Origin of the sequence: Shewanella sp. 10N.286.54.B9 (assembly GCF_041468565.1) — a bacterium.
Lineage (GTDB): Bacteria > Pseudomonadota > Gammaproteobacteria > Enterobacterales > Shewanellaceae > Shewanella.
The window spans coordinates 1-24,857 of record NZ_JBFRIY010000068.1 but is presented as its reverse complement, the minus strand read 5'-3'; the positions used below and the strand labels follow the sequence as shown (position 1 = coordinate 24,857).

Genomic DNA, 24,857 nt, shown 5'->3' with positions numbered 1-24,857 from the left:
CTTAAACATCAGCCGCACGCAGTGAGCTTCTCAGGACATTCACTGCTGCGTTGCATTGTCTTAAAAGGGAATAACCATTTCTTCCACAATGCGCCTTGAATTGAAAGCCCTGAGAAAGCTCTGAATTGATCACATCTTTGGTGGAATTGGTATAACAATCTATTCCGCTAACTACTCTTGCTGAATACGCCAAAGTTTTGCATATAAACCTCCAGCATTTAGCAAACTTGTATGGGTGCCGGTTTCAACGACTCTTCCCTGACTAAGCACTAATATTTGGTCTGCATCAACCACTGTCGATAGCCTATGAGCAATGACTAAACTCGTGTGGCCTTTGGCGACCTCTTTCAGCGCTGTTAAAATGGCTTGCTCGGAATGACTATCCAGTGAGGATGTCGCTTCATCGAAGACAAGGATCGGTGAGCCTTTTAAAATTGCCCGAGCAATTGCTACCCGTTGTTTTTCGCCGCCAGATAACTTTAAGCCACGTTCACCAACACGGGTTTCGCCGCCTTCAGGTAAGCTTTCAATAAATTGACTTAAATGCGCCATCTCAATCGCTTTAGCTATCTCGGCATCTGTAGCAGAGGGGCGCCCATAACGTACATTCTCAATTAATGTGTCATTAAATAGCACTGTATCTTGCGGCACAATCGCAATGGCTTGTCTGAGCGTGTCTTGACTTAATTCTCGAATATCCTGGCCATCAATACGAATAGCGCCTGACTCAACATCGTAAAACCTAAACAGTAACTTTACGATCGTTGATTTACCTGCACCGCTGTCGCCGACAATAGCGACCTTTTGACCAGAGCTCGCTGAGAAACTGACGGCATCAAGAATTGGACGACTATCATAGCTAAAGCTCACTTGTTTAAATGATACTTCGCCTTTGGTTAGTTTTTCAGTTTTTGCATTAGCGCTATCTTCGATCAACGGTTCTTTATCTAACAGCCCAAACATGCGTTCAATATTGGCAAATGCTCCACGGATCTCCCGGTAGACAAAACCTAAGAAATTAAGCGGAATAAACAGCTGCATCATAAATGCATTAATCAGTACAAAGTCACCAATGCTCATGACGCCATGAACAACGTCATTTGCCGCCATCGCGAGCATGACGGTCATCGCCACTGAGATGATACAAGCTTGACCCGCATTAAGGGCAAACAATGACAACCGGTTCTTACGTTTAGCTTCTTCCCAATCTGCTAATGCACAATCATAGCGGTTGGCTTCATACTGCTCATTATTAAAATATTTTACCGTTTCATAGTTAAGCAAACTATCTACTGCGCGGGTGTTAGAAACGGAATCCGCTTTGGCTGCGTCTCTGACATAACCGGTGCGCCACTCGGTAGCCACCACAGAATAAGCACCATAAGCCACCACTGAAAGCAGTGTGACGGCAGCGTAACCTACACCATAGTTATAAAATAAGATGCCGACGACCAAGACAATCTCTAACAACGTCGGTACGATATTGAACACCATAAAACGCATCAAAAAACTCACACCACTGGTGCCACGTTCTATATCACGAGACAGACCACCTGTGCGCCTTTCTAAATGAAAAGCCATATCAAGTCGGTGCAAGTGCTCAAATACTGCTATCCCTAAACGCCGTATTGCACGTTCAGTCACTCTGCCAAATAGCGTATCTCTGACCTCTGAAATAATGGTGTTTAGCAGTCGAATACCGCCATAGGCAACCACTAAGCCAACAGGTACAGCTAAAAGAGCGCTCTTACCGTCAAGGGTCAGATCATCAACCAGCGCTTTTAACACAAACGGCAAACCGACACTCGCCCCTTTGGCCACGATTAGACATAACAGTGCCAACCCCACCCTTTGTTTAAACTCTAACAAGTATGGCCAAAGCAGCTTCAAGACATGCCAATTGAGTTTTCCAACGGGACCATCAAAATATAAAGAGGGGCGCATGATTACTTCCAATAAATAAAAATTTACAAATTAAAGGTCAACGCTTGAGTGCGGAAAAAATGACTCAGAGCCAGACCATACGTAACAGCTGTGGTAATTTTGTTAAATTAAAGCTTGATAACAGCCCACAAAAAGTACTACTTTAGCGCTATATGGGGATTATCTTTGGTCGCAATAGGTATTCACCCATTGATGCCTCAAGATATTGCTTAAAGTAGTGCAAACATTGTTACCCAACTAGTAGGAGTTTGATACTTTCTTTAACTGCAATTTTTAGAGTAAACAGAGCCAAGGGCATCGAAATGCTCGGTTCAAATTAACTATCAAGGGATGCAAGTATGTTGGATTCATCCAATCAAAAATATCCACCTTTACCACTCATCCAAACATGGATATGGATGATGACCCAATCTGGAAACCCTGAAATCCAAGAAAAAGGTCAAAGCAATCTAATTGCTTCATTTGGCAGCTTAGCAAAAGCCAATGAATACCTTATGGAGCAAAATCAAAAATAACAACATTATTATTGATTTTGCTTTCATCGAACATAAAAAAGGCTGCTCACATGAAGTGAACAGCCTTTTTTATGTATTATAACCTTTGCTAGAGTGTAAAAGGCGACCTCTTTACACGCCTGTCATCTGTCCTGTGTACAAAATAAAATTGCGTAATAGCAGTACCCCAATCAAGCTAAAACTGGCGGTCACGGCAACGTAAGTAAATTTACGTTCGGATGAAACCTTCATCCATAAATTAAAGGCTAAAGGTAAAGTTAATCCAACACCAACCACTCCCCCCCAAAAAATCCAGCCCCAAAATCCCTCTCCTATAGCATTAAGTGCCGCAACCTGACTTTGCCCTCCCGAAAGAATTAGTCCCGCAAAAAAGGTAAATAACAGCATAATTTCTATTAAGATCATTGGGATCTCAATCCGGTGTATAAATTTCACTTCAGTGCCATTAGGGTTACCACGCATCAATACCCCTCCTAAAAGCGTCGCCGCCGCCCCAGAAGACAGCCCTGAAATTAAGAATAGCAGTGGTAACACCGGGTTATTTAATAACGGGAAGCCAATTAGAGCTGACAATAAGAAACCGGTATAGGCTCCAAGAGACAACGACAAAATGACCAGCACGCCAGTGATGATATCCTCATGATGAGCCAGCAGCGTTAAACACTTAGCAAGCAGATGAAAACGGCCATCTAACCATTTAATTATCGGCACACTAAATACACTGCCGATCCAGGCAAAAAGCACTAGCTGATAAACCAACAGTACAAGCACCCCCATCGACATCACTGACGAGGTGTTGTAAAACACCAGTATTTTCCAAAATGCTAATGGCTTGGTCAGATCTATCACCAAAATGCCTAAACCGGCGCAAACAGCAATTGGTGCAATAATGGCAGCAGCTTGCACAAAGGGGGATAAATATGCCCTTTCAGCCAGCTTAAAATGCTTTAGCATAATGGCAAAAAAGACTGCTCCAGCCGATAAGCCAGCTAAGAAAAGGTAAATCGCAATAGGCCAATGCCAAACTAGGCCATCAAAGTGAAAAGCACTCATAATACTATCTCCCCATCAACCGTTCGCACATGAAATAACTTAGGCCGAGTACCTAAATCAACCTTTTGTCGGTAAGTGGGTTTCGACTTAAGCGCCTTAACCAATGCTGAGTTTGGAGCTTTTAGGTTTCCAAAAATCAGAGCCTCTGTTGGGCAGGCCAACACACAAGCAGGCTGTAACCCTTGAGTTAATTGACTTTGCTGGCAAAAGTCACATTTATCAGCGACTTTTGTTATCGGATTAATAAAACGTATTTGATAAGGGCAAGCTGCAATGCAGTATTGGCAACCTACACAGCGATCTTCGTTTACAGCAACAATGCCCGTTTTCTTATCAATATAGGCGGCGCCTGTCGGGCATACTTTGACACAAGGTGCTGCTTCACAATGCTGGCATGAGTGGCGGCTAAACCGATAACTTTGCTCAGGATATTCACCATAAGGGCCACTGCGCTTGATGTTAACTCGTGACACCCCCAAAGGAACTTGATTTACCTCTCGACAAGCGTCTTCACAAGCATTACAGCCAATGCAGAGATTCTCATCATGTAACATTGCATATTTAACTTCACTTTCCACTGCTGCATTTCTAGCGAGTGGCTGCGGTGTCATTGAATACACTGAAGCCCCAGCAATCACAGCACCACAACCTTTTAGAAACCTTCTCTTTGAAGTATCCACCGGTGCCTCCTAATGATTATTCTGATGACATTTAGCGCATGATTGGCTCATTGCAGGGCCGACGAGTATTAAAACCGGATCTGTTTCACTGTGAAGTTGATGACATTGGGCACAAGACACTCGCGTCGCGTGCACATTATGAGTCCAATGCGCCAGCGCAAGCGTTTCATGATCATGACAAGCTAGGCACTGCTGCACTTGTATCTTTACTTCAGTATCGCTCTCCATGCCATAAGCGATGATCTTGGAACCTTTTCTAGGATGGTTACCTTTTTCGCCATGGCAATCTTCACAGGAAATAGCGAGACCTTGGTTTGCATGTAAACCCAGCATCGTGCCGTTGCGTTTGTGACACTTTAAACAGTGGCTAGTGTCGATATCTCTCACTTGTGCGGCAACAGGGAAGCCTGGGAAACTCAACCACAAGAGCAGGAACCAAATGATATAGATAACAGAAACGCCGTAACGGTTAGTCAATGACATCACAAAACCTTACACCAGTAGGTGAACAGCAAAGGATAAGAGATAAGCGCCAAATTTGATTATTTGGCGCCGGTCGGACTAGATTATGCGGCAAGCGCGGTCTTTATTAGGGCTTCATCGCACTGTTGGTGTTTATCTAATTTGATGAATTGCACACCAATATAGTCTAAGCACTTCTCAACAAATTTAGCCTGCTCAGGGGAGCTTTCATCGGGGTTACTAATCACCAACTTCACTGAAGAGGACTCGTTGTCGACAACAACATAATCAAGGTGACAGTGCTCCATAAAGTCTTCAACCTCTTCGTGGTTCCTCACCGAATCGTCAATATCAACAACATTGACCAATGATGCCCCATAAAGCACGTCGTAGCGCTTATTAGCAATCGTCTTTAAACTCTTCAAAAAAAGCATCGACTCTTTGTCAAGCAGATGAGGCTTAATACTAATTTCAGCACCGACCATCTCAACTTCACTGGCTTTAAAAAACTTAATGCATGTCATTACAAAAGTTACGATTACAAGAGGAACAATCAGAAATAAAACAAAGTATATAAAAGCATAACTGAATATCACTGTGGCATTCATAATAAACCTCCAAGTTCTTACTTACTTTTTAACTTTCGATACAATTATTACCCCTTAAAAAAGTTGTTAGCAACAAATATAAAGACCATCATATAAAAATCAATACGCTATCACACAACCAATTATAAATATTAATAATTACAGATATTCACAAAGTAGATATTAAGTTATCAGAATATAGAAAACCAAATAACAAACCCAAAAACAAAACCAAAAAAAAGACTTAAAATACAAATGGATAAACAAAAAGAATAGAACAACGCAAATATTAACGCTGACATTTAAAACAGCGGAATACATATTAATAAATGAGACCAACACAATCAATTATTATTTTACCGAACATAGCAATTGCTGTATGGTTAATATTAACGATTGAAATAGTGAGGGGTTCAACATGCACAATATAACTATTGAAAATCTAGACATACTTAGCATTAGCATTCTCGTTAATTTATATGAGCAGCATTCGGCAACATACGTTGCAAAGAAAATGAATATTCCTGCACCAAAAGTAAGTCGCTGCTTACAAAATGCAAGGATCATTTTTAATAATCCATTATTTATTAGGAAGAAACACGGACTCATACCAAACGAGTTTACTCAACAGCTCTACCCTATCGCGAAAGAACTTTTACAGTGTTCAGATCATTTACAACAGCTATCTACATCTGCAACAGCTTTGGGTAGTCAGCAAGTCAATATATTTGCCAGCGATATGCTCGCTCAACACCTTCATCAGCAGCTTAGTCAAGCTATTGAGCAATCTGAAGTTCATGTAAGTTATAAGCTACAGACTCAATCAATTAATACCTTTGCAGACATAGAGTCTGGAGTCTTAGATATTGCTATTGTCACAGAATCGAATCATGAACTACTGCAGTTTTATGCCAACGCATTAGAGATAACCCCTTTGCAAAAGCTAAACCATATGTACCTTGTAAGTGACGCCTTGCACCCTATTCTAAAACGAGATTTGGAGTTAGATAGCATTGCTGACTATCCCTATGTCAGCGCACAAGACTTAGCGACTCCGACTTCTGTCGATCCTTTTATATTTTATTGCCAACAACATCATATCCAATGCCGACTGGCCAATACCGATAATTTTGAAAGTAACCTGAGTTTTCACGACTTACAACCTATTCTCGCACAGACGAAGTACTTAGCATTACTCCCCTACAGCAAGGTTTATGAGCACAGTAACCTGTTACCAGGTTTGCATGTGTGTTGTTTATCTGAAGTGGAGACCAACCGTCTCTACTTGTCTCAACCTCACCCTACCGTTTACTTAGTAAAAGCGAAGTCAAACCCTTCAAGCACGTTAGATGGGATAAGCAAGACGATTAACCGTATTGTTAGCCACAGCCTGCACTAACTGTCGGTGAGTTATTGCACTCAAACCTCACTCGACAACGCTCCTGTCGGCAGTTGCGCAGGTACGTTGCAAGCAGTCAAGGTTACATTTAGTGGCTGTGCAATCATTATGAGTGCAACACGTCATTAAAGGAGGGGAGGAGTTATTACTGCTATTGATGTTGTCGAAGTGGCTCTGCATCTCAATCAGTTTGTCGCCCAATAAGTTTTTTAAACAGTTAACCATTGGTGGCATGACACTTTGATGGCTATGCAAATAGTAGCTGTCAGATTTTAAAGCTTGAGTCGCTCGCCATGCATTCGAGATATCTAAGAAATCAACGTCCTTTCTATTTTCAAAATAATAATAAGTCATAGCAGAAACCAAAATGGCGACATCATCAGTCATACTCACATGGTCAACAACCATGCGTACACTCGGGCTTTTAAGCACCACTTTAATGCCAATATCAGCAGCTTGTGCGTACTCTTCAATGCGATGCAATTGATGGGATTGAAGGTTAGAATTAACTAATGCTATTTTGTAATCAAAGATAGCCTTAAGCGGATCAACTGAACTTAAAATAGGGTGTCCAGTCCTAGCAACAATAAAGAAGTGGTTGATATCACCTATTTTAGTATCGGTTACCATTGGGTGATTCACTGGCTCAATAGAGATAGAGCAATCAATTTTTCCTTGGCATAGACGTTGGCTGACGGTTTCAGACCAAGGCTGTACATTGACATAAACCCCACCCGCAACACAGCGGCACGACTGTTGAATACAATTAAGCACCGCGAGCGACCAGTGCTCGTTGGCCGCAAAAGTGAGCTCATAAGGTGCATCTTTTTTATCTAAGGTGGTTTCAATAATTTTATCGAGTTGCTCTAGTATGATCCGCACCATAGGTGTGATTTTAAACGCAATCTGATTCGGTTCAAATCCATACTTTTGCCTAACAAAAAGCTCATCGCCCAATACATCTCTCATCGTTGTCAGGGCGCGACTCACTTTCGATTGACTGGTGCTGAGCTTAGCAGCCACTGCACTGCCATTTTTTAAATCAACCAGCCCAATAAAAACCTGCAAGGTGAAATAATCGAGACGACTGATTTGCTTCAACATTAGTCTTATCCTTGTGCCAGTGCCTGCCATGGGTAAACCAACCCAAATAATATGTAACCAGCAACCAAAACCACAAAGGCTAGACCGACTCGAAACATCAAATACAACGACAACTTTTAGCATTTGAACAAAAACAATACTGCGCAACTGGTCACAATACGACCAATAAAAAACGTAAGATGGGTACTATAAACTTTAGGAAGTTCTGTCATAACTTCAACAAAAATAGTCTGACTATCAAAATCAGACTACTTCAGTTAACTCAAACCGCTAGCCCTTCACTTGAGTCCGTCAAGCGCAGCAACCAGTGCGACTTTTAATTCAGGGTTTCTAAGTGTTTGCTGCTCCACATCAAAATTATCGAAAAAACTAGGAATAGACAAACTGCCTTTTACGTCAGCAGCAAAGTATGGAGCAGATGCTGTCGCTGCTGCCAGAACTGAAGCAGCGCCTCCAGGACCTGGTGATGTAGCAAGCATTACCATTGGCTTGCTCTGGAAGACTTTCATGTCGATACGTGAAGTCCAGTCAAACAGGTTTTTGTAGGCAGCTGTATATGACCCGTTGTGCTCGGCAAATGAGATAATAATCCCATCCGCTTCACCTAACTTAGCAAAGAATTGCTGTGCGAGTTCAGGCTGCCCCAGCTGCTCCTCTCGATCTTGACTAAAAATAGGCATCTCGTAATCATTAATATCTAGTATTTCAATCTCTGCGTCTTCAACCAGTGAAGCGGCATACACTGCCAACTGTTTGTTGATTGACTTGCTACTGCTGCTTGCGGCAAATGCTAATAATTTCATATTCTGATCCTCTATTCCCTTGTCTCTGCAGTTAATCCTACAGCGTAAAAGCGTTAAATTGTCAGCGTAACCAATAGCAACAAGCCTAAGTTTTGAGCGACAACTCGATAGGGAGCAGTGTATATTACAACTCATAAGTAATTAATAACCTGAATTGATAATAACTATTTCCATATGACTATCAATAAACTTTTTGACGGGGTGGTGATATTTACCCAAGTAGTTAAGAGTGGCGGCTTTTCAGCTGCTGCTGATGCACTAGGTCACTCAACCTCATATGTGAGCAAAGAGGTCAATAAGCTCGAAGCTAGGCTTGGTGTAAGGCTACTCAACCGCACTACCCGCTCAATTGGCTTAACCCCTGAAGGTGACGCCTACTATCAGCAGTGCCTGCAATTAATCAGCGATGCTGAGCTCGCGGTAGGCTTGATAACACAGCACGAAGTAAGCCCTAAAGGTGTGCTTAAACTAAGTTGCCCCATCGGTTTTGCTCAGGCTCACCTCAAAGCTATTATCTCTGAATACCTGCAGCTTTACCCCAATGTCAGCCTAGAGTTAGATTTAAGCGATAAACGCACTGATGTGATTGCTGACGGCTATGACTTAGCTATCAGAGCGTCATCGCATTTGGATGAGTCTAGCCTTATCTGCCGCAAGCTATACAGCTGTAAAGCTTATACCGTGACCTCTAAAGCGTATATCTCCCGTCACGGAAAGCCTTATCATCCACGAGAGCTAGCCATTCATAATGGCATCTGTTATTCCAATTTGAAATCCCCCAGCCGTTGGGATTATATGGATAGAGATGGCAAACCATTCGTTGTTGATGTACGCCCTAAAATCCTCTGCAATAATGGTCATATGCAGCTCGCGATGGTTATGGAAGGACATGGCGTTGCTAGGCTGCCAATGTTTTATATGCGCGACGCATTGCAAGACAATGAACTCGAATTACTGTTTGAAGACTTTCCTACAACGACTGTTGATGTGTATGTGATCTACCCTAGCCGAAAACACCTATCACCAAAAGTGAGAGCATTTATCGATCTGGCAGCTGAGCGGTTAGCAGAAATTGTAAAATAATAAAGCCGCAAAAGCGGCTTTATTACGTGTTTCTTCAATTAACACTACTTGTCTTTCATCGACAGCTCATCGACTATTCGATAAACCGTGTAGGTCGTCGAGTGAAAATTCTCAGACCAAGCCTTTAACACTGCCCCTGCCTTAGCTTCATCCCCCATATGGCTCGCTAGAGCCTCTGAAAATGACTTATCCGGTGGCGTCATCTCAGCATAATTCTTATAAGGGATGACAAGAGATAACCCCCCTTTACCACCAATTGCATTGCCCCATGACCATAGGTAGGGCCACTTCATCGCTTTAGCATTATCACTGAGTAATTTTTTCCCATCCGCAATCGATTTAGCTTTGCCCATTTTCGCTTGGTAGTTTGTCACGGCAAAATACTTAAACCCTTTACTATCTTTCGGCCAGTGGCTATTTTTCATATCAATGCGGCTATAAAAGTGCTCGTAATGATTGATATACTGCGCCACATTCGCATACCAATCGTCGAGAATTTTGTTATCAGCCTGCCACTTTTGATAACCATCAACGTCATTCCATTTGGTACAACAATAGCGAATGATATACCTATCCATTCCTGTACCAATCGCTGGGCGGTAAACCTTCCACGCTCTAGGATCGCCCTTACTGGCTCGAAACTGGATATGTTTAATAAACGCCTTTTCAAATGCAGCTTGCTGGCCTTGATTAGGCACCATAACCCATACATCTGCTAACGAGTCTGGTTTATGGTGAGCAGCTAAAGCCGCGTTGCTCAAGCCCATTGTCAGCAACCAACAGCCAACAACTATCTTTAATAGAATATTTTTCATTCCTATCATCCTTTCAGTGAGTGAGTCAGCATCAAGGTATTTAAAATAGATAAAGAGGAGTTCTGAGTGTAAGAGATGCCAACATAATTACGCTTAAAGCCTAGCAACTATTAGCAAACATGCGAATTGGCTAAGCATCACACCCCCTAAAAAACAAGGGCTTTAAGGATCATTCAACTGGCAATATGGATAGAAAAACTAATCTTAATACGTTAAGGCATATTTCAAGAGAACAGCTATTTACAATGCGAGTACTGAAGAATAATCAGACTGTTTTAGCTAATAAACAGAATGGCGCTTTGAACAATTCAGTTTGTTAATAGTCATCGTAAAACTTTAAAATATTTACTTTAAAGTTAAACCGTTCTATATCTATAATTACCCTCTAAGCAGTACTCTTTAGCGAACGATTAACTAATTTAGCCACGGCTTTAATTGGTACTAAAAATAATTCTACTATTGGCGTTTTTACAGACTAAGCTTGACGTTTTAAGTCCTGCGCTCTGAGAATATAAAATTGAAACCAATCAAAAATAATAATGGATGGAATCTGTGCTAAAAAAAGTACTCGCAATGACGAGCTCGACCCAGATGTTAGTGGCTATGTTTGTTGGTTTTGCCATCGGTCTTTTTTTTGGTGAATCGGTTGGCTGGATGGGTACTATAGGTACCAGTGTCATTTTACTGATGCAGATGACAGTACTGCCATACATCGTCGTATCTCTAGTAGGTGGTATAGGTAAACTGCAAAAAAACACCGCTAAACTTATTTTTAGCCGCGCAGGGATTATTATGCTGCTGCTTTGGGGGTTAGGTTTACTCACAGTAGCATTGATGCCGCTTTCATTCCCAATGGTAGAGTCGGCGTCTTTCTTTAGTACTAGCAGCATCGAACCCGTTACACCAATCGACTACTTCAAGCTATATATCCCCTCCAATCCGTTTGAATCTATGGCGGATGGTTACGTTCCCGCTATGGTGGTTTTTAGTATCGCCATGGGGCTTGCACTTATCGGCATGCAAGGTGAGAACAAACAACAAATTTTAACCTTTATGCATACTTGCTCAGAGATCTTCTCCCGCATCACTCGTGGATTAGTAAAAGTGTTACCTATCGGTATTTTTGCAATGTCAGCCTCTGCTGCTGGAACAATGGGAGTCGATGAGTTTGCCAGCATGCAGGTATATTTAATTAGCTACTTTGTACTGTGTTTACTATTAACGTTTTGGATTTTACCTTGGATTGTCGCCTCTTTAACTCCCGTCACTTTTGCCCAAGCACTAAGAATATCTAAGGCCAGCTTAGTTACCGCGTTTGCTACCGGTAACATTTTCATTGTGATCCCCGTCATCGTAGAAGAGTGTAAGCAAGTCATGCGTGAGCATGACAATCTAAGTGAAGATGGCGCGACGTTAATAGAAATTTTGGTGCCTATTGCCTTTACCTTCCCAAATATCGGCAAGTTAACCGTTATTTTGTTTGTGTTATTTGCTGGTTGGTTTAATGGCACGCCAGTGGATGTGAGCAGCATTCCGTCACTCTCTATTAGTGGACTTTTATCCTTGTTTGGCAGCGTATATGTCGCCATCCCCTTTATGCTCGACCTGGTTCACTTACCCTCGGACTTGTTCCAGTTATTTGTCATGTCTGGTTTCATCACGGGTAAATTCAACTCTATTGCCGCAGTGATGAATCTATTTGTTCTGACACTACTTACCGCAGCATTATTTGAGAAAAGCCTTAAGGTAAGAGCGCCACAATTGATAAAAATGGGGCTAGGGATCGGTGTCAGCTTAGTGCTTACACTCGTCGTATGTCGTGTTGGTATGGGAATGTTTATCCATAGCCCGGAAACGACCAGCGGTGTCATCGCCAATATGCAGGTGGCAGATAAAGTTCCCACAAAAGTGAGTAAGCAGTTCCCAGTTTTAGGCTCGACGCCACAATCAGCGATTGCTGGTATCACACAAATCCGCAACCGGGGTTTACTCAGGGTAGGTTATATTCCCAGTAATGTGCCTTTTAGTTATTACAACAATTCGGGCCGTTTGGTTGGTTTTGATACCGCTATGGCAACCAAGTTAGCCGAAGATCTCAATGTAAAAGTTGAGTTTATTCCGTTTAGAAAAAACAAACTCGCGGCGGCATTAGATGCAGGCTTTTTCGATATAGCCATGTCTGGTTTAGCCATGGATATCGAGCAGATGGATGCCCTCAGTTATGCCGATCCAGTACTAGAATTAAACCTCGCAATAGCGACCAAAGACCATTTAGTTAACACCTTTAAGAGTAACAAGAAAATTCTCGATATGGGGCCGGTAACCATAGCGTATGTTGAGCATAGTGATGCAGTCGAAGATGCGCGATTACAAGCACCCAATGTAAAGTTCGTTAAAATTGATGGCTACAAAAACTTTTTTAGGCAGAAAAAGAACAAGTATGATGCGGTGGTGATTAGCGCCCAAGCAGGCTCTGCTTGGACACTGTTCTTCCCTGGTTACGGCATTGCGTTACTTGAGGGCAAATCTCGCTACCCCGTCGCTTATGCAGTGGCACAATCAAATCAATCCCTGCTCAATTATGTCAACAACTGGCAGCGACTTCGTAAAGTCGATGGTCACCAAGATAAAATCTATAACTATTGGATGCTAGGGCAAGGGGCTGTAGAGAAAAAACCGCGCTGGTCGATTATGCGTGATGTCTTGCATTGGGTGGAATAAAAATCTGCTACTTGAATATTACTCTACAAAGTGAGCTAAAAGCCCTTTGGCGGTTAAACCAAAAAGAATGGCAAAAAACAGAGTGATGAGAAGGTAACCATTACGATTAACGTTTGTTGTCGCTCGATAGAAATAGAGCGGCAACTATAGATAAATAAGTAACTCAAGCACCAATTTAACCAGAATAACTTGCGAGTAAGCACTAAAGCCATCAAGCTGAGTCAAGCCTTTAAATATCACTCCCCAGATTAACTGGAAAACGAGTAGCACAGGTAAAGTCCATAACCAAAAAAGTTTCCACAGTGGTGTTTTTAACCGTTTAAACATACTATGGCTCCACTTGATTGTACGACTCAATTAGCGCAATTAACGCGCATCTAAAAAGTAACCTTCTGTGATTTGTGGCTGATGATTGTCACCGTCGTACAATATCACCTGATTACGACCTGAGTTTTTTGCCTTATAAAGAGCCATATCTGCTCGCTGTATCATATTTTCTATCTCATCTCCTGCGCGCCAAGAAGCGACACCAATTGAGATAGTTAAGCGAACAAGCTGCTGTTCAAACATTAACTGATAATGGCCTATTGCAAGCCTTATGCGCTCTGCAAGTTGATATGCTTCCATCACATCATGGTCTAACGTCACCACTGCGAACTCTTCACCGCCTAATCTAGCCACAATATCTGTTTCCCGGACAATCCCCTTCAATAAGGAGGCCACCTCCACCAATACTCTATCGCCACCAGCATGCCCATATTGATCATTAACTTTCTTGAAGTAATCAATATCTAACATTAAACAGTGCATCTTTGAAATAACGCCAGCTTTAGTTTGCTTGGCAATAACCTCCGTCTGCTCCATAAAAGCGCGTCGATTGGTTAACCCCGTCAAGATATCGACTCGTGCCTCATACTCCGCTTTCTCTTTTGCTATTCGCAATAATTGCGTCTGCTTTTCAACTTTGTCAGACAGCTCTCTAGCTGCAGTGGCTAAGTGAGTTCGGTGAGTTAACTCTATATCTATCTTCTCTCGTTGCAGATCTCTGAGGCGCAACACGAGTACGGAGATCAACAATATCGCTTCAATAAAGCCGCCAATGTAGATTAACCACTGTGCCCAAAAAGAGTCAACAATGATGCCTTTTAATCGCATAGAGGCAAGCAACATGCCTAAAATGAAAACAACCCAGCTACAGGTAAACAGCAGTGCATGAGGTACTTTTTTGTACCAACAATACCAACCTATCGGTATAAAGAAAATATACATAAGTGCAATATTGTCGATAAATAATCGCGAGTAATAAGGATAACCACCGAGGTTAGTGACAATGCCAATCAAGGATAGCAATATTAATAGCCAAACCGCATTATCAACCCAAACCGAGTGCAATCTGATATTGAGGAAACTACGGACAAAAATCAGTGCGGCCAACTGACAGACACTGATCTGTAAAACCACCATCCACAGCTTGTAACCGTCAACAGCGACGAAGTACCCCCAAAGCCCGCTGAGCCCAGCAAACAGAGAAGTAACCGAAATAGCAAATAAACTGTAGTATAAAAAGGTTCGATCTCTGGTGGCTAAATACACCACTAAGGTTGCTAGCCCCATAAAAATCTCGGTACAAAACAGCGCGACTAACAGCGCGATCTCGATATGCGATGCACGATAGAATTGTTGCTCTTGCCAAATATTGAATGCAGTAAAACTATGCATAGGAAAGTCAGTCCCTTGCATCAATCTGATATATACCTCTATCTCTTGTCCGGCGTTAATCTCAATGTTAAATGCAGGGCGATAGAAGGAAACAGCGCGATCATTTACCGCTGCTGAAAAATTAAAAGTAGATCGCGAAAATGCACTCTGAACAGAAACGTCCCTATAATATAGGTCAAGAGTTTGCACTGAGGATTCAATATATTCCAGCACTAGCGGCATTGAAGTTGAGCTATTATTTTTTATCGAAAAACGCATCCAAGACAACGCGTTAGAATACCCCCTATTAGTCACGCCAGGCTCCGGGGATAACCATTGCTGAGATCGCACGACATCATCAATGTGAAGCGCTAAAGAGGGATCATCTAGGTATTGGTATTGATCTGCGGTGGCTGTTTTTTCAAACCCTGACGCTAACTCTATGACAGGTAGCGGCGCTGCTACTGCTAATGCATTACCTATTAACAACAAGTAAAACAAGCAAATTAATTGTGAAATGCGTAGCCGCAACATGTCGTTGTTCCATTTTATTCCGTTTAATTAAAGCTGCCTAAACCATGATCGTCTACAAAATCACCAACAGCGAATCGAACAATAATAAACCATGCTGCAACATAGTACTCACAACGATAGGCTAATCATGATTATTTTTCAGCTAAAGCAGAGCCCTCTGCAACAAGACCTGTCAGTAATGAGTCAAGCAACCTCAATAAAGAGTTGCTCATTTAGCGGGGGGGAAAATCACTTTAGACAAGTCAGTGGTTTATCGCTAATCGTTATTCTCGACTCTGGCATCCAGCTCCGCTCTCGATAATTGCGCCTGCATTATTCTACCTTCGACCATCCTTGGTCTCGTACTTCCTTAATCTGACTGCCAAGGAGGGCTGGAATGTCTTATTTTGTATGGAACAAAATAGACCATTTAGTCGTATATCGAATGTCACATCCGCTGTATTAAGTGATTTTACCATGCCTTAAATATCAGCCGCACGTAGTGAGCGCCTCAGGACTTTCACTGCTACGTTGCATTGTCTCATCAAAAGGGATAGCTATTTCTTTACCAACGCGCCTTAAATTGAAAGCCCTGAGAAAGTCCTGAACTAAGCATATCCTTAATGGAATTGCTATTAGATGCTGATGCTATTAGGGATCATCGAAGGTAACTGTAATAAATATGGAAAAGGTCGAGTTTTATTACGCTGGTAAATTTCCATTTCGACCTGGTTTAACTCCATTTGAAAAGCAGTAACTAAAGGCGCTACCCGTGGGTCAACAAAATAACTTTGACGTGGATCCGCACTATAATGCCCCAATTTATCAAACTGTACATTACTCAATAAGTAACCAAAAGAAGCTTGATAAAGCGCGACATCCAGTGGCGGTAACCAATTTAGATGACTATCTGCAGCAAGCGTATCACTGGCTTTCGGCGGCTTAGCGTATAAGGTACCTGACACACTAGGTATGTATGACATCAAAGGGTATTGTGCATAATTAACACTGGCGTGTTGCGCACTCGCAGTATAGATAATCAGCGAGACCACTTGCACTAAATAGTCAAAACTCTCAATTCTAAATGGCATTGCAGAGTCACCAGTCTCTACCAAGCCAAGCATCCCCTTAATCCCCGCATATTTAGGATTAACCATTTCATTAACCCAACCTTGCAGCTCTGTATCTTGCAACAAGCTTTGCAGCCTCTGCTCGTCATTATCGCCTTGGTAGTACAAAGCCAGATATGTTTTAACGAAGCCAACAATTGCCTGCCAATTGTCTAAGGTGTCATCCCTAAAAGGAAAGTCTTTGAGCTCTATATTACTCACCCCTCGTTGCTCAAACAATTTAGCTGGCAACTGCTCATCAAAGCGCCACTTATCATGGGCATCAACCAATATTTTGCCCACACTTTGATGATCAGGTGACAAGACAGATGCAACAACGCCTCCAGGTACAATTAAGCTGTGAATGGCACTATCGTTTATCTGGATGGTGAATCGAAAATGAGGCTTTAATAACACATGTATAGGATGGGCCGCTGGCAATTGTCGGTTAGCCGCCAAAATCATCGGCTCAACCGTTAAGTGACAGGCACCAAGGTGAGCCACCACTTCATGCTGTATCGCACAGGCATTCTGAATATAGCTCTTCGCGACAGCCCACTTGTTTCGATGGCTGTCACCATTAGCAAAATAGTCGTTCGGAGTGTAAATAGGCGCTGTCTCGCTATCATGTTGTTGCGCTAACTGAATAGCAACAGGTTGCATTGCACCACTGATAGGGTAACCACTTTCAGGCTTAGGCGAATTATTCCAGTAAAAGACAGCTATTGGCGCCGCTGGGTAGCGCTCTAACTCATGTAACTGACTGCCTTCAATATCTGCAAACTGTTCATAGTCAACGGCATAGAGCAACCCTTTATCAGCGGCTAACGACAGACTCATTTCAGGATCACCAATCACCGACTGTAACATGGCGTCAGTTAACGGTACTTTTTGCAGCAGATCAGCCAGCACAATGACATTTTTAGCAAAACTATTACTTAACTGAACGCCTTTCAAATTAGTGGTATTGAACCCTGCGATTTGCATATAACCAAAATACCAATCCTGTTGCCAATGTTCCGTTGCTGCGCACTTTGGCATCCAAGTTAATGCTTCAATAGCTAAATTCTGTGGTGTCGGTAACAGTGACAGAATATCTTGATAACTTGAATCGGCTTTTGCTGTTAAGTAATTCCGCCCACCTGAAGTCGCTAAGGTCTCATAAAGAGTACTTTTCAAAAAGGCGGTTGCCCCCTGTTTTTCAAAGTCACTAAAAACCACCTCTAAACCTGACACCAGTTTTAATACATCAGCAGGAACTTGAGCAATACCACGTATAGCGGCTTCTAGCTCTTTTGGAACCCGAGATAAAGCCTGCAATAACTTATAGAATTCTGAGATATCTTTGATCATATTTAACCGACTATGATGCTCACCATCTATCTGCTGTTTAATTTCAGCATAGGCAGTCTCGACCTTATCAATAGAGGCTATTACCTCTGTGGGAAGATCGTCGATAATTTCTTGCTTCAATAAGCTCACGACCACGTGCTTAAAGTTATTAACCAATGGCATGAAGGTCTGTAAAACCATAAACTCATATTCAGCGGAAAACCCTTCACCTTTTGGGACGCTAGCCGAAATAGGTAACGGTTCTAAGTAACTAAACATATAGTTATATTCGGTTTTTGATAACGATAACTCAAAGCTCCGCAGCTTTTGATTTTCGGCAGTGTCGTATTGTGGAAGTATCGGAGTCGTGCGATTAACCTGAAGCATATATAACCCTATCTATCTGTTAGTATGACAAATATCTAAATTTGTATGAACTATAGATAATTAAGGCTATGCTAATTCCCAAGCAAACGAGTTATTCTCATCATGAAAGGTTTTGATACTAGGTAAAACGACATTTTAACCCTATAGGTCAAACAAAAGTGGCGAACTAAGCCAAGAACATGGCGACCTCTTTAGCGGTTAAAAAGCGCCAATCACCCACGGAAACATCAAGCTGTAATTCACCAATTTGTTCTCGGTGCAAACCGTTGACACGATTCCCCACAGCGGCGAACATACGCTTTACTTGGTGGTAGCGCCCCTCAGTAATCGTCAGTAGCACCTCACGCTCATTTATCACCTTAAGCATTGCTGGAGCGGTAAGATTTGCTTCATTTTGTAATTGAATGCCAGCGCTGAACTTTTCAGCCACATCAGTAGCAATGGGATCGCGCAGCGTCACTCGATAGGTTTTTGGGCAGTTTTTTTCAGGCCTAATGATTTCAAATGACCAGCGACCATCATCAGTCAATAACACTAAACCAGAGGTATCAGCATCTAATCGACCAACAATATGCAGATCTTCTGCGCGATCTAGATCTATACAACGAAACAAACTAGGGTAATCTCCGTCGACATTAGAGCTCAAAGTGTTGAGTGGCTTGTGCAGCATAATGTAACGTGATGGCCGAGCGATAAGACGCTCTCCTTGCCAAAGGATACTATTATTCTCATGCACCTGAAATCGAGCTTCGGTGACTATGCTATCGTTTACACTCACCTCTCCAAGCTCAATACATTGAGTAGCTGCAGCCCGGCTCAGGTCAGTGCTTTTACATAAAAACTTATCTAGACGCATACATAGTGAAGCTCATCATTCATTAAACGGCGACGGCCTAGCAACCATCGGTTAAGTAGCTCACAGTATATCGTGTAGCTGAATTCCCCCCAGTACCACCGGGCTCACTATACCGTAGGTAACAGGCTTCATCATCACTAGGTAAAGACTCCCCTTGCACGAGATCATATCCTATTTGAACGCGACTAGAGTTACTGGCGCTATCACAACCACTGCCAAAGCAAACCACAATAGAGTCGCCAATATCAACCATATCAAGGATCCCTAGACCACTCTCGGGCCAAGCTTCAGGGTAACCATATTTCAGTTCAAAAATCCCAGCAGGTATCTCAACAAAAGGAGGGTTGCTCGCTGAGCTGCGGGCTTGCTCTGCTGCGCCTTCTATTTGTGCTTTTAAATAAGTTTCATCAGCAGCAAAGGTCATAGCTGCACCAATACCCTCTAACGCGCTAATCTTAGCATCACGGGATAAACTGATAAATTTTGGCGCAGCCACAACAGCGAGAATGCCCAGTATAATGATAACTACAACCAGCTCAATCAACGTAAATCCCTTTTGTTTACTCATACTTTATCCATCCTGAAAGTTGTTAAATTTAGCTATTTGGGAGACAGCCTTTCACTATTTTAACTGGTAGTTAAACACAATACAGCAAAGGGTATATAGCGTTATGTAAACTAATAGCATTTTTAAGTGCTGCACCTTATGAGGTTATAGACCATTAGGTTATTGGTTATCTATCGCTGTGCCTATTAAGCAATTACGATTTCAGGCATAATAGCGCTCGCAAAAATAGATAATAAAGCTCCCTAATACTTTGTCGTAAACGCTTAGGAACCCTACATGACGCAGCTAACTATAATTACACCTGACGATTGGCATCTTCATTTCCGTGATGGAGATATGTTGCAAGAGACCGTACCTGCAACAGCAAGATTATTTAATCGCGCTATCGTAATGCCAAACCTTTTACCTCCGGTGACAGATGCCAAGCTTGCCATTGCATACCGTGAGCGTATTTTAGCTGCTCGCCCAGCAGGTTCGACTTTCGAACCTTTGATGACAATTTTTCTAACCAACAATACTACTGAGCAAGACATCATTGATGCTAAAGCTGCAGGAGTTGTTGCGGCTAAGCTATATCCAGCAGGTGCGACTACCAACTCAGATGCAGCAGTAAAAGCACTTGATGCACTATTCCCTGTATTTGCAGCGATGGAAAAGCATGGTCTACTGCTGCTGGTTCACGGTGAAGTGACCGAAGCACATATCGATATTTTTGATCGTGAAGCCCTCTTTATTGAACGTTATCTCGCCCGTATTGTTGATGCATTCCCTGGGCTAAAAGTGGTGTTTGAACATATCACCACTAAAGATGCTGCCGACTTTGTGATGTCAGCGGCTGATAATGTTGCGGCGACGATAACCCCACAACACCTATTGCTAAACCGAAATGACCTGCTTGTTGGCGGTGTGCGTCCGCACAATTTCTGTTTACCCGTACTTAAACGCAGCACTCATCAACAAGCACTGCGTGCTGCTGTAGCCACTGGCTCAAGTAAATTCTTTTTAGGAACTGATTCAGCACCACACGAAAAACACCGTAAAGAATCAGCCTGTGGCTGCGCGGGTTGCTACAGTGCATGGAGCGCATTAGAACTATACGCCCAGGTTTTTGACGATTTAGGCGCGCTGGACAAACTTGAAGGTTTTGCCAGTACTCATGGCCCAGATTTCTATGGTTTACCGCGCAATACTGGCAGCGTGACTCTAGTAAAAGAAACTTGGACGGTACCGTCTGAGATCATTTTGCCAAACGGTAACCCAATAGTGCCATTCTTCGCTGGAGAAGAAGTTAACTGGAAAGTAAAAACAGTCTAATTTCAAAAGCGTTAATATAGAAGCCCGCTAACTGCGGGCTTTTTTATGCTCAATCGAAAGCTCTACTTAACAATGTAATCATTGAAACTTACTCAGCTAAAGACAAGTTAATACTATTGGCGTACAGCCTGCCCCCTTGGTATCGGTTTTAATCTCGATCTTGCAAACAGCATATAGTTTGCCTCATGAACTTACGTTAGCACTAGGAGCAAAGTATGAAGAAGGGAATCACAATTACAGGATTAGCTTTAACGGTATTGACATTCAGTGCATCTGCCGCCATGAGCCCCACAATGGAAGCAAGCCTTGTTGCAGTCTGCAAATCGACAACCAAAGATAGCGTGGTTCAGTTTAACCGCACACTAAAACAACACCGCATAAACAAAAAGCTGATTTTTCCAAAGTTAGTTTGTAATGGCCAATCATTGCATGATTTTGCCTTGGCTCATGACGCTAACAAAGTGGCTCAAAAAATTGCCAACTACACGAATGATACGGAATTAAAACAAGCGATAGCAATGAATAACCTCGACGACCGTTTTTATTCAGTAATCTTCTAAAGCTATTTAGCTAAAGGCTTGAATGGCCTTTAGCATCCCCCTTAGCTCACCCTCACTCCTTTGCCAGCGCCCTGCCTAAAGGTTCAAAATACTCAATTAAAGCGCTAAATATTTGCTGTCGATGCTCAATGCTCGGGTAGCCACCAGCATCGAAAAGTGATGATTGAAGTGTTTCATCCACCAAGTATGGATTAGTAATATCAGCATAAGATTCAATACACGACTCAAACGCCCGTGCCATTAATTCAGTTGGCTTTGAAAAGTACTGCGTGCCATATTGCTTATCTAATGCAATCGCTCGGCTAACATACTCATGACCATCCTCGCCGTTCTCGCTCAACAAACTCACAGCAAAGACTCGCTCTAACCGTTGATTGAGAGGATGCGCTCTGGGTTTAACATCATTAATCCAACTATGACTCGCAAAAGAGGTACCGCTCGCAGCAATATAAAATGACTTATCCGCGATATAATGATCAAATGCATGCCAAAATTCATGTGCCAGCGCGCCGGCCCCAGCATTTTTAGCTAAAGCAAGCTCACGTCTATCGGGTGCATAATGTGCCTGCACACCTTTTTGGCCGCCGCTACCGAATGCTAAATTTAGCGTTTCACGTAGCCCCAGAGCTTGGGGAGGAAGCTTTAAGATAAAAGCCAAGTCTGCCAAAGAGTCAAAAATAAGGTTCGCCGCCTTATCACGCTCATCATTTTCAACCCACTTACCCAAACGTATATGCCCAAGGCCAAATACCTGTTTGATATCAACAAAACTCACCTGCTCATCAAAACGGTAATCGGGGCCAACACGGCGATAACTGCGATTTTTTAACACGATTAACTCTACTCTTGTAACTGCTGCGCTTAGGTCTCCCCCCATTATAAAGCAATATGATTATATATCTGCCTGTGTTCTGCACTAGCTAAGGGTTTAGCTTAAACGGTATAATCAGTACATTAGTTCCAACAAAATAAAGGCCAAAACATGGCAAAGACAGCAGCCGCACTACACATATTGGTCAAGCATAAAGAGCTTGCTGAAGATATTATTAAACAGTTAAACAAGGGCGCTAAATTTGATGTGCTTGCAAAGAAGCATTCGAGTTGTCCATCGGGTAAAAAAGGCGGCCATTTAGGCGAGTTTAAGCGAGGTCAGATGGTGCCACAATTTGATAAAGTCTGCTTTAGCGGCGAGCTCATCACACCACATCTAGTCAAGACCAAATTTGGCTGGCATGTGATTAAGGTGCTTTACAGGACATAATAGCTAGAGTCTGCATAGGCATAGTAAGATGGTTTTCGACCACCTTAAACATTATTTCCGTATTAAGTCTTGAGATAGTGCATTGAAATGAACATGTTACTAAGGTGCTTTATAGAACATAAGGATAAAGGTTTAACAAGCGGGTTAGATTTAATTCTACGGCGAAATTAGACACCTTTTGCAAACCTTAGAGCATTGATTTTTGAAGCTCCGACTTAACGGAAAGCTAAGGACACTTTAGCAACAATGGCCAAGTAAAGTGCCCTCCTTTTAGCTTGCTACTCTTTACCGGTATACCAATAATTGAGCACTGCTTCTGCAGGTTTGCCACGAATTGATTGTGATATATTGGGGAAACCTTCACTACCGGGAACCAGTGTTTCAGACAACCAATATCCTGTATGGATATCGACACTGTTTACCTCAAAAGTATCTTGCTCAGCAATGGCTCGCATAATGCCTTCGATGCCAATCGCTTGCACTGAAAAGTCAGTCACAAATGTGTCTTGTACACACTCACTCTGGCTACCGTCAGCCAACTGACCGCTGGTGCAAAAACCATCTTCTTTCCAACCTGATAGAAAAAAATCATCTCGGCTTTGCACTTGAATGTTCACCGAAATAGGCAGCTGCCTATCAGATTTACCGTGCCAGCAAGGCTGATGAATGTCCAAGCAGTAAATTTGAGTTTTCATGCTCTCAAGAGATTCAAGCGTTTTTTGTTTAATGAGTTCTGGGGTTAGATTAGCATTTTCTTCCGTGGTAAATTGGGTGCTCCCACCAGCGTTCATCGCGTTTACCAGTAAGCTATCTACTCGCGAAAAAATGCGTTCATCATTAAACACATACCCAATCTGCCCCCATACGATTTCTCCGTCAAAATTGGCTCTAATGTCATCAATGATCTCGGCAAAGCGATCGATGTAGTAATCCTTTAACTCATCCGTTGGCAGGTTTATGTTCATCGCATTCCAATCAGCGGCAATCCCCTTAATACCAACCTTTTGAGCATGCTTGGCTTGGATGATCATATTATTCTGATGAGCGTCCATGACTTGTTTTAACTTCTGCAGAGTCAGTACTTCACCGAGCTCAAGTAGTGGCTCATGCTGGATATTGTTTGTAGTAAACTGCCATGAAAAATAGATCTCGATATCAAGCTCTGCCGCTTGTTTTACAATGTACTCAATGTAAGGCTTCGGCAGGTTGTATTCATTTTCTGGCACCACCCAAACGTCTCCCGAGCTGTTCCAGCGACCATAGTTATATAACCATGTCCTTTGCACGCCTGTTGCTTTCATCGCTTGTAACGCTTGTTTGTACATTAACTTAACGTATTCATCTTGCGAGCAATTTCCTCGTTGATTTTCCGGCAATCCACCCCAGAGTAAATAAGGAGCATAGTCTTTAAAGCTAATACCTCTTGTGATGTGGCTAGATAGCTCACCTCTGGGCGCAGGAAGCTCAAACTTACCTAGGTATTCACTCGGATATTCTGCACTATGGGGATTAACACAAGTTGTCGTTGCAGGCGGAGGTGTGGTGCTTGGTGGTGTAATTTCAGGCTCAGATGAAGAATCTCCCCCTCCGCCACATGCAGATAGTAGCAACGCGAATAGGAAAGTTAGTAGATATCGATTTTGAACAAACATTTATCACCTCAAACGTAACGCACAGCTGTGCGGAATTTAAAAAGGTTGTATAAACGTCCCTATGAATGCAACCCCACGACCTTATGCAATGCACTTAGGCTAGTAGCTTTGCGCCTAATAATTTTCATTAAAAGTTGCCAGATACGGAGAGGTTACACCAAGCAAATATGCTACACAATCGCTACAACTAAATTACAACCAGGCACAGTCAATCAACATGAAATTGATTCATGATGCAAAATAAGCATGACCAGTGCTTAACACTAATTTAAGAACCAAACTGAGCACGCTCCTCCTCGATATAGGAATACTTTGGAGAATTTGTTTTATTAAGTTCTTAGGGGCTGTTGATCTTTCGAGCTTAGTTTTTGTTCGAATTCAATTATTTTAGTACAAGGCTTGAGCGATGATGCTTAGCTGGCTAAACGAAAAGCTCGTAAC

General features: G+C 42.4%; 22 protein-coding genes and 1 riboswitch. Of the genes, 7 read left to right on the top strand and 15 right to left on the bottom strand.

Features of this window, described 5'->3' with window-relative positions; all coding sequences use genetic code 11:
* Window positions 1-171: 171 nt before the first annotated feature.
* Window positions 172-1,944 carry an ABC transporter ATP-binding protein/permease gene (locus tag AB4135_RS19855; protein ID WP_371995165.1) on the bottom strand — a complete coding sequence of 591 codons (1,773 nt, stop codon included), beginning with the start codon at window positions 1,942-1,944 and terminating at the stop codon, window positions 172-174.
* 338 nt (window positions 1,945-2,282) lie between these two features.
* Here AB4135_RS19855 and AB4135_RS19850 point away from each other — a divergent pair, with 338 nt between their 5' ends.
* The gene (locus AB4135_RS19850) at window positions 2,283-2,459 is read left to right on the top strand and encodes a hypothetical protein (RefSeq protein WP_020914117.1); all 177 of its coding nucleotides are present in this window, start codon (window positions 2,283-2,285) and stop codon (window positions 2,457-2,459) included.
* Window positions 2,460-2,570: 111 nt separating this feature from the next.
* Here the strand turns inward: AB4135_RS19850 and nrfD are convergent, their stop codons facing one another.
* The 4 genes from nrfD to AB4135_RS19830 form a co-directional block, all read right to left on the bottom strand.
* Complete coding sequence (gene nrfD, locus AB4135_RS19845) at window positions 2,571-3,512, bottom strand: cytochrome c nitrite reductase subunit NrfD (RefSeq protein WP_371995164.1); 942 nt, start codon at window positions 3,510-3,512, stop codon at window positions 2,571-2,573.
* Window positions 3,509-4,192 (bottom strand): 4Fe-4S dicluster domain-containing protein, encoded by a 684-nt coding sequence (locus tag AB4135_RS19840; protein ID WP_371995163.1) that lies wholly within the window; start codon window positions 4,190-4,192, stop codon window positions 3,509-3,511. Before AB4135_RS19840 ends, nrfD begins: the two co-directional genes overlap by 4 nt.
* A 9-nt stretch (window positions 4,193-4,201) precedes the next feature.
* The gene (locus tag AB4135_RS19835) at window positions 4,202-4,675 is read right to left on the bottom strand and encodes a nitrite reductase (protein ID WP_371995162.1); all 474 of its coding nucleotides are present in this window, start codon (window positions 4,673-4,675) and stop codon (window positions 4,202-4,204) included.
* An 83-nt stretch (window positions 4,676-4,758) separates the two neighbouring features.
* Window positions 4,759-5,178: a DUF2726 domain-containing protein gene (locus tag AB4135_RS19830; RefSeq protein ID WP_371995161.1), complete on the bottom strand. Its 420-nt coding sequence runs from the start codon at window positions 5,176-5,178 to the stop codon at window positions 4,759-4,761.
* 481 nt (window positions 5,179-5,659) lie between these two features.
* Between AB4135_RS19830 and AB4135_RS19825 the strand changes: the two genes are divergently transcribed.
* A complete protein-coding gene (locus tag AB4135_RS19825) occupies window positions 5,660-6,640 on the top strand; it encodes a LysR family transcriptional regulator (RefSeq protein WP_371995160.1) in 981 nt (326 codons plus the stop codon).
* Window positions 6,641-6,667: 27 nt separating this feature from the next.
* Here the strand turns inward: AB4135_RS19825 and AB4135_RS19820 are convergent, their stop codons facing one another.
* A complete protein-coding gene (locus AB4135_RS19820) occupies window positions 6,668-7,744 on the bottom strand; it encodes a LysR family transcriptional regulator (RefSeq protein ID WP_371995159.1) in 1,077 nt (358 codons plus the stop codon).
* A gap of 278 nt (window positions 7,745-8,022) precedes the next feature.
* Window positions 8,023-8,547, bottom strand: a complete 525-nt coding sequence (locus tag AB4135_RS19815; RefSeq protein ID WP_371995158.1) for an NADPH-dependent FMN reductase — start codon at window positions 8,545-8,547, stop codon at window positions 8,023-8,025.
* A gap of 174 nt (window positions 8,548-8,721) precedes the next feature.
* Between AB4135_RS19815 and AB4135_RS19810 the strand changes: the two genes are divergently transcribed.
* Window positions 8,722-9,630 (top strand): LysR family transcriptional regulator, encoded by a 909-nt coding sequence (locus AB4135_RS19810; protein ID WP_371995157.1) that lies wholly within the window; start codon window positions 8,722-8,724, stop codon window positions 9,628-9,630.
* A gap of 44 nt (window positions 9,631-9,674) precedes the next feature.
* Here AB4135_RS19810 and AB4135_RS19805 read toward each other — a convergent pair whose 3' ends face one another.
* Window positions 9,675-10,445, bottom strand: a complete 771-nt coding sequence (locus AB4135_RS19805) for a hypothetical protein (protein ID WP_371995156.1) — start codon at window positions 10,443-10,445, stop codon at window positions 9,675-9,677.
* 573 nt (window positions 10,446-11,018) lie between these two features.
* Between AB4135_RS19805 and AB4135_RS19800 the strand changes: the two genes are divergently transcribed.
* The gene (locus tag AB4135_RS19800; RefSeq protein WP_371995155.1) at window positions 11,019-13,166 is read left to right on the top strand and encodes a cation:dicarboxylate symporter family transporter; all 2,148 of its coding nucleotides are present in this window, start codon (window positions 11,019-11,021) and stop codon (window positions 13,164-13,166) included.
* Between the two features lie 144 nt (window positions 13,167-13,310).
* On the opposite strand, the gene AB4135_RS19795 is transcribed toward AB4135_RS19800, so the two are convergent.
* The 5 genes from AB4135_RS19795 to AB4135_RS19775 form a co-directional block, all read right to left on the bottom strand.
* Window positions 13,311-13,493, bottom strand: a complete 183-nt coding sequence (locus AB4135_RS19795; RefSeq protein ID WP_371995154.1) for a hypothetical protein — start codon at window positions 13,491-13,493, stop codon at window positions 13,311-13,313.
* A 39-nt stretch (window positions 13,494-13,532) separates the two neighbouring features.
* Window positions 13,533-15,398, bottom strand: coding sequence for a diguanylate cyclase (locus AB4135_RS19790; protein ID WP_371995153.1), 1,866 nt, complete (start codon window positions 15,396-15,398; stop codon window positions 13,533-13,535).
* A 614-nt stretch (window positions 15,399-16,012) separates the two neighbouring features.
* A complete protein-coding gene (locus AB4135_RS19785) occupies window positions 16,013-18,205 on the bottom strand; it encodes a lipoxygenase family protein (protein WP_371995152.1) in 2,193 nt (730 codons plus the stop codon).
* 166 nt (window positions 18,206-18,371) lie between these two features.
* Window positions 18,372-19,061 (bottom strand): pseudouridine synthase, encoded by a 690-nt coding sequence (locus tag AB4135_RS19780; RefSeq protein WP_371995151.1) that lies wholly within the window; start codon window positions 19,059-19,061, stop codon window positions 18,372-18,374.
* A 37-nt stretch (window positions 19,062-19,098) separates the two neighbouring features.
* Window positions 19,099-19,629, bottom strand: a complete 531-nt coding sequence (locus AB4135_RS19775; protein ID WP_371995150.1) for a type II secretion system protein — start codon at window positions 19,627-19,629, stop codon at window positions 19,099-19,101.
* Between the two features lie 276 nt (window positions 19,630-19,905).
* Between AB4135_RS19775 and pyrC the strand changes: the two genes are divergently transcribed.
* Together pyrC and AB4135_RS19765 are read left to right on the top strand one after the other, a co-directional pair.
* Window positions 19,906-20,943: a dihydroorotase gene (gene pyrC / locus AB4135_RS19770; protein WP_371995149.1), complete on the top strand. Its 1,038-nt coding sequence runs from the start codon at window positions 19,906-19,908 to the stop codon at window positions 20,941-20,943.
* Window positions 20,944-21,158: 215 nt separating this feature from the next.
* Entirely contained in the window at window positions 21,159-21,503 is a 345-nt protein-coding gene (locus AB4135_RS19765; RefSeq protein ID WP_371995148.1) for a DUF3718 domain-containing protein, read from the top strand.
* Window positions 21,504-21,555: 52 nt separating this feature from the next.
* Here AB4135_RS19765 and AB4135_RS19760 read toward each other — a convergent pair whose 3' ends face one another.
* Window positions 21,556-22,335 (bottom strand): CLCA_X family protein, encoded by a 780-nt coding sequence (locus tag AB4135_RS19760; RefSeq protein ID WP_371995147.1) that lies wholly within the window; start codon window positions 22,333-22,335, stop codon window positions 21,556-21,558.
* A 150-nt stretch (window positions 22,336-22,485) separates the two neighbouring features.
* On the opposite strand from AB4135_RS19760, the gene ppiC reads away from it, so the two are divergent.
* Window positions 22,486-22,764 carry a peptidylprolyl isomerase PpiC gene (gene ppiC / locus AB4135_RS19755; protein ID WP_248973011.1) on the top strand — a complete coding sequence of 93 codons (279 nt, stop codon included), beginning with the start codon at window positions 22,486-22,488 and terminating at the stop codon, window positions 22,762-22,764.
* Between the two features lie 278 nt (window positions 22,765-23,042).
* Here the strand turns inward: ppiC and AB4135_RS19750 are convergent, their stop codons facing one another.
* Entirely contained in the window at window positions 23,043-24,416 is a 1,374-nt protein-coding gene (locus AB4135_RS19750) for a hypothetical protein (RefSeq protein WP_371995146.1), read from the bottom strand.
* A 63-nt stretch (window positions 24,417-24,479) separates the two neighbouring features.
* Window positions 24,480-24,565: riboswitch (cyclic di-GMP riboswitch) on the bottom strand.
* Between the last annotated feature and the right edge of the window lie 292 nt (window positions 24,566-24,857).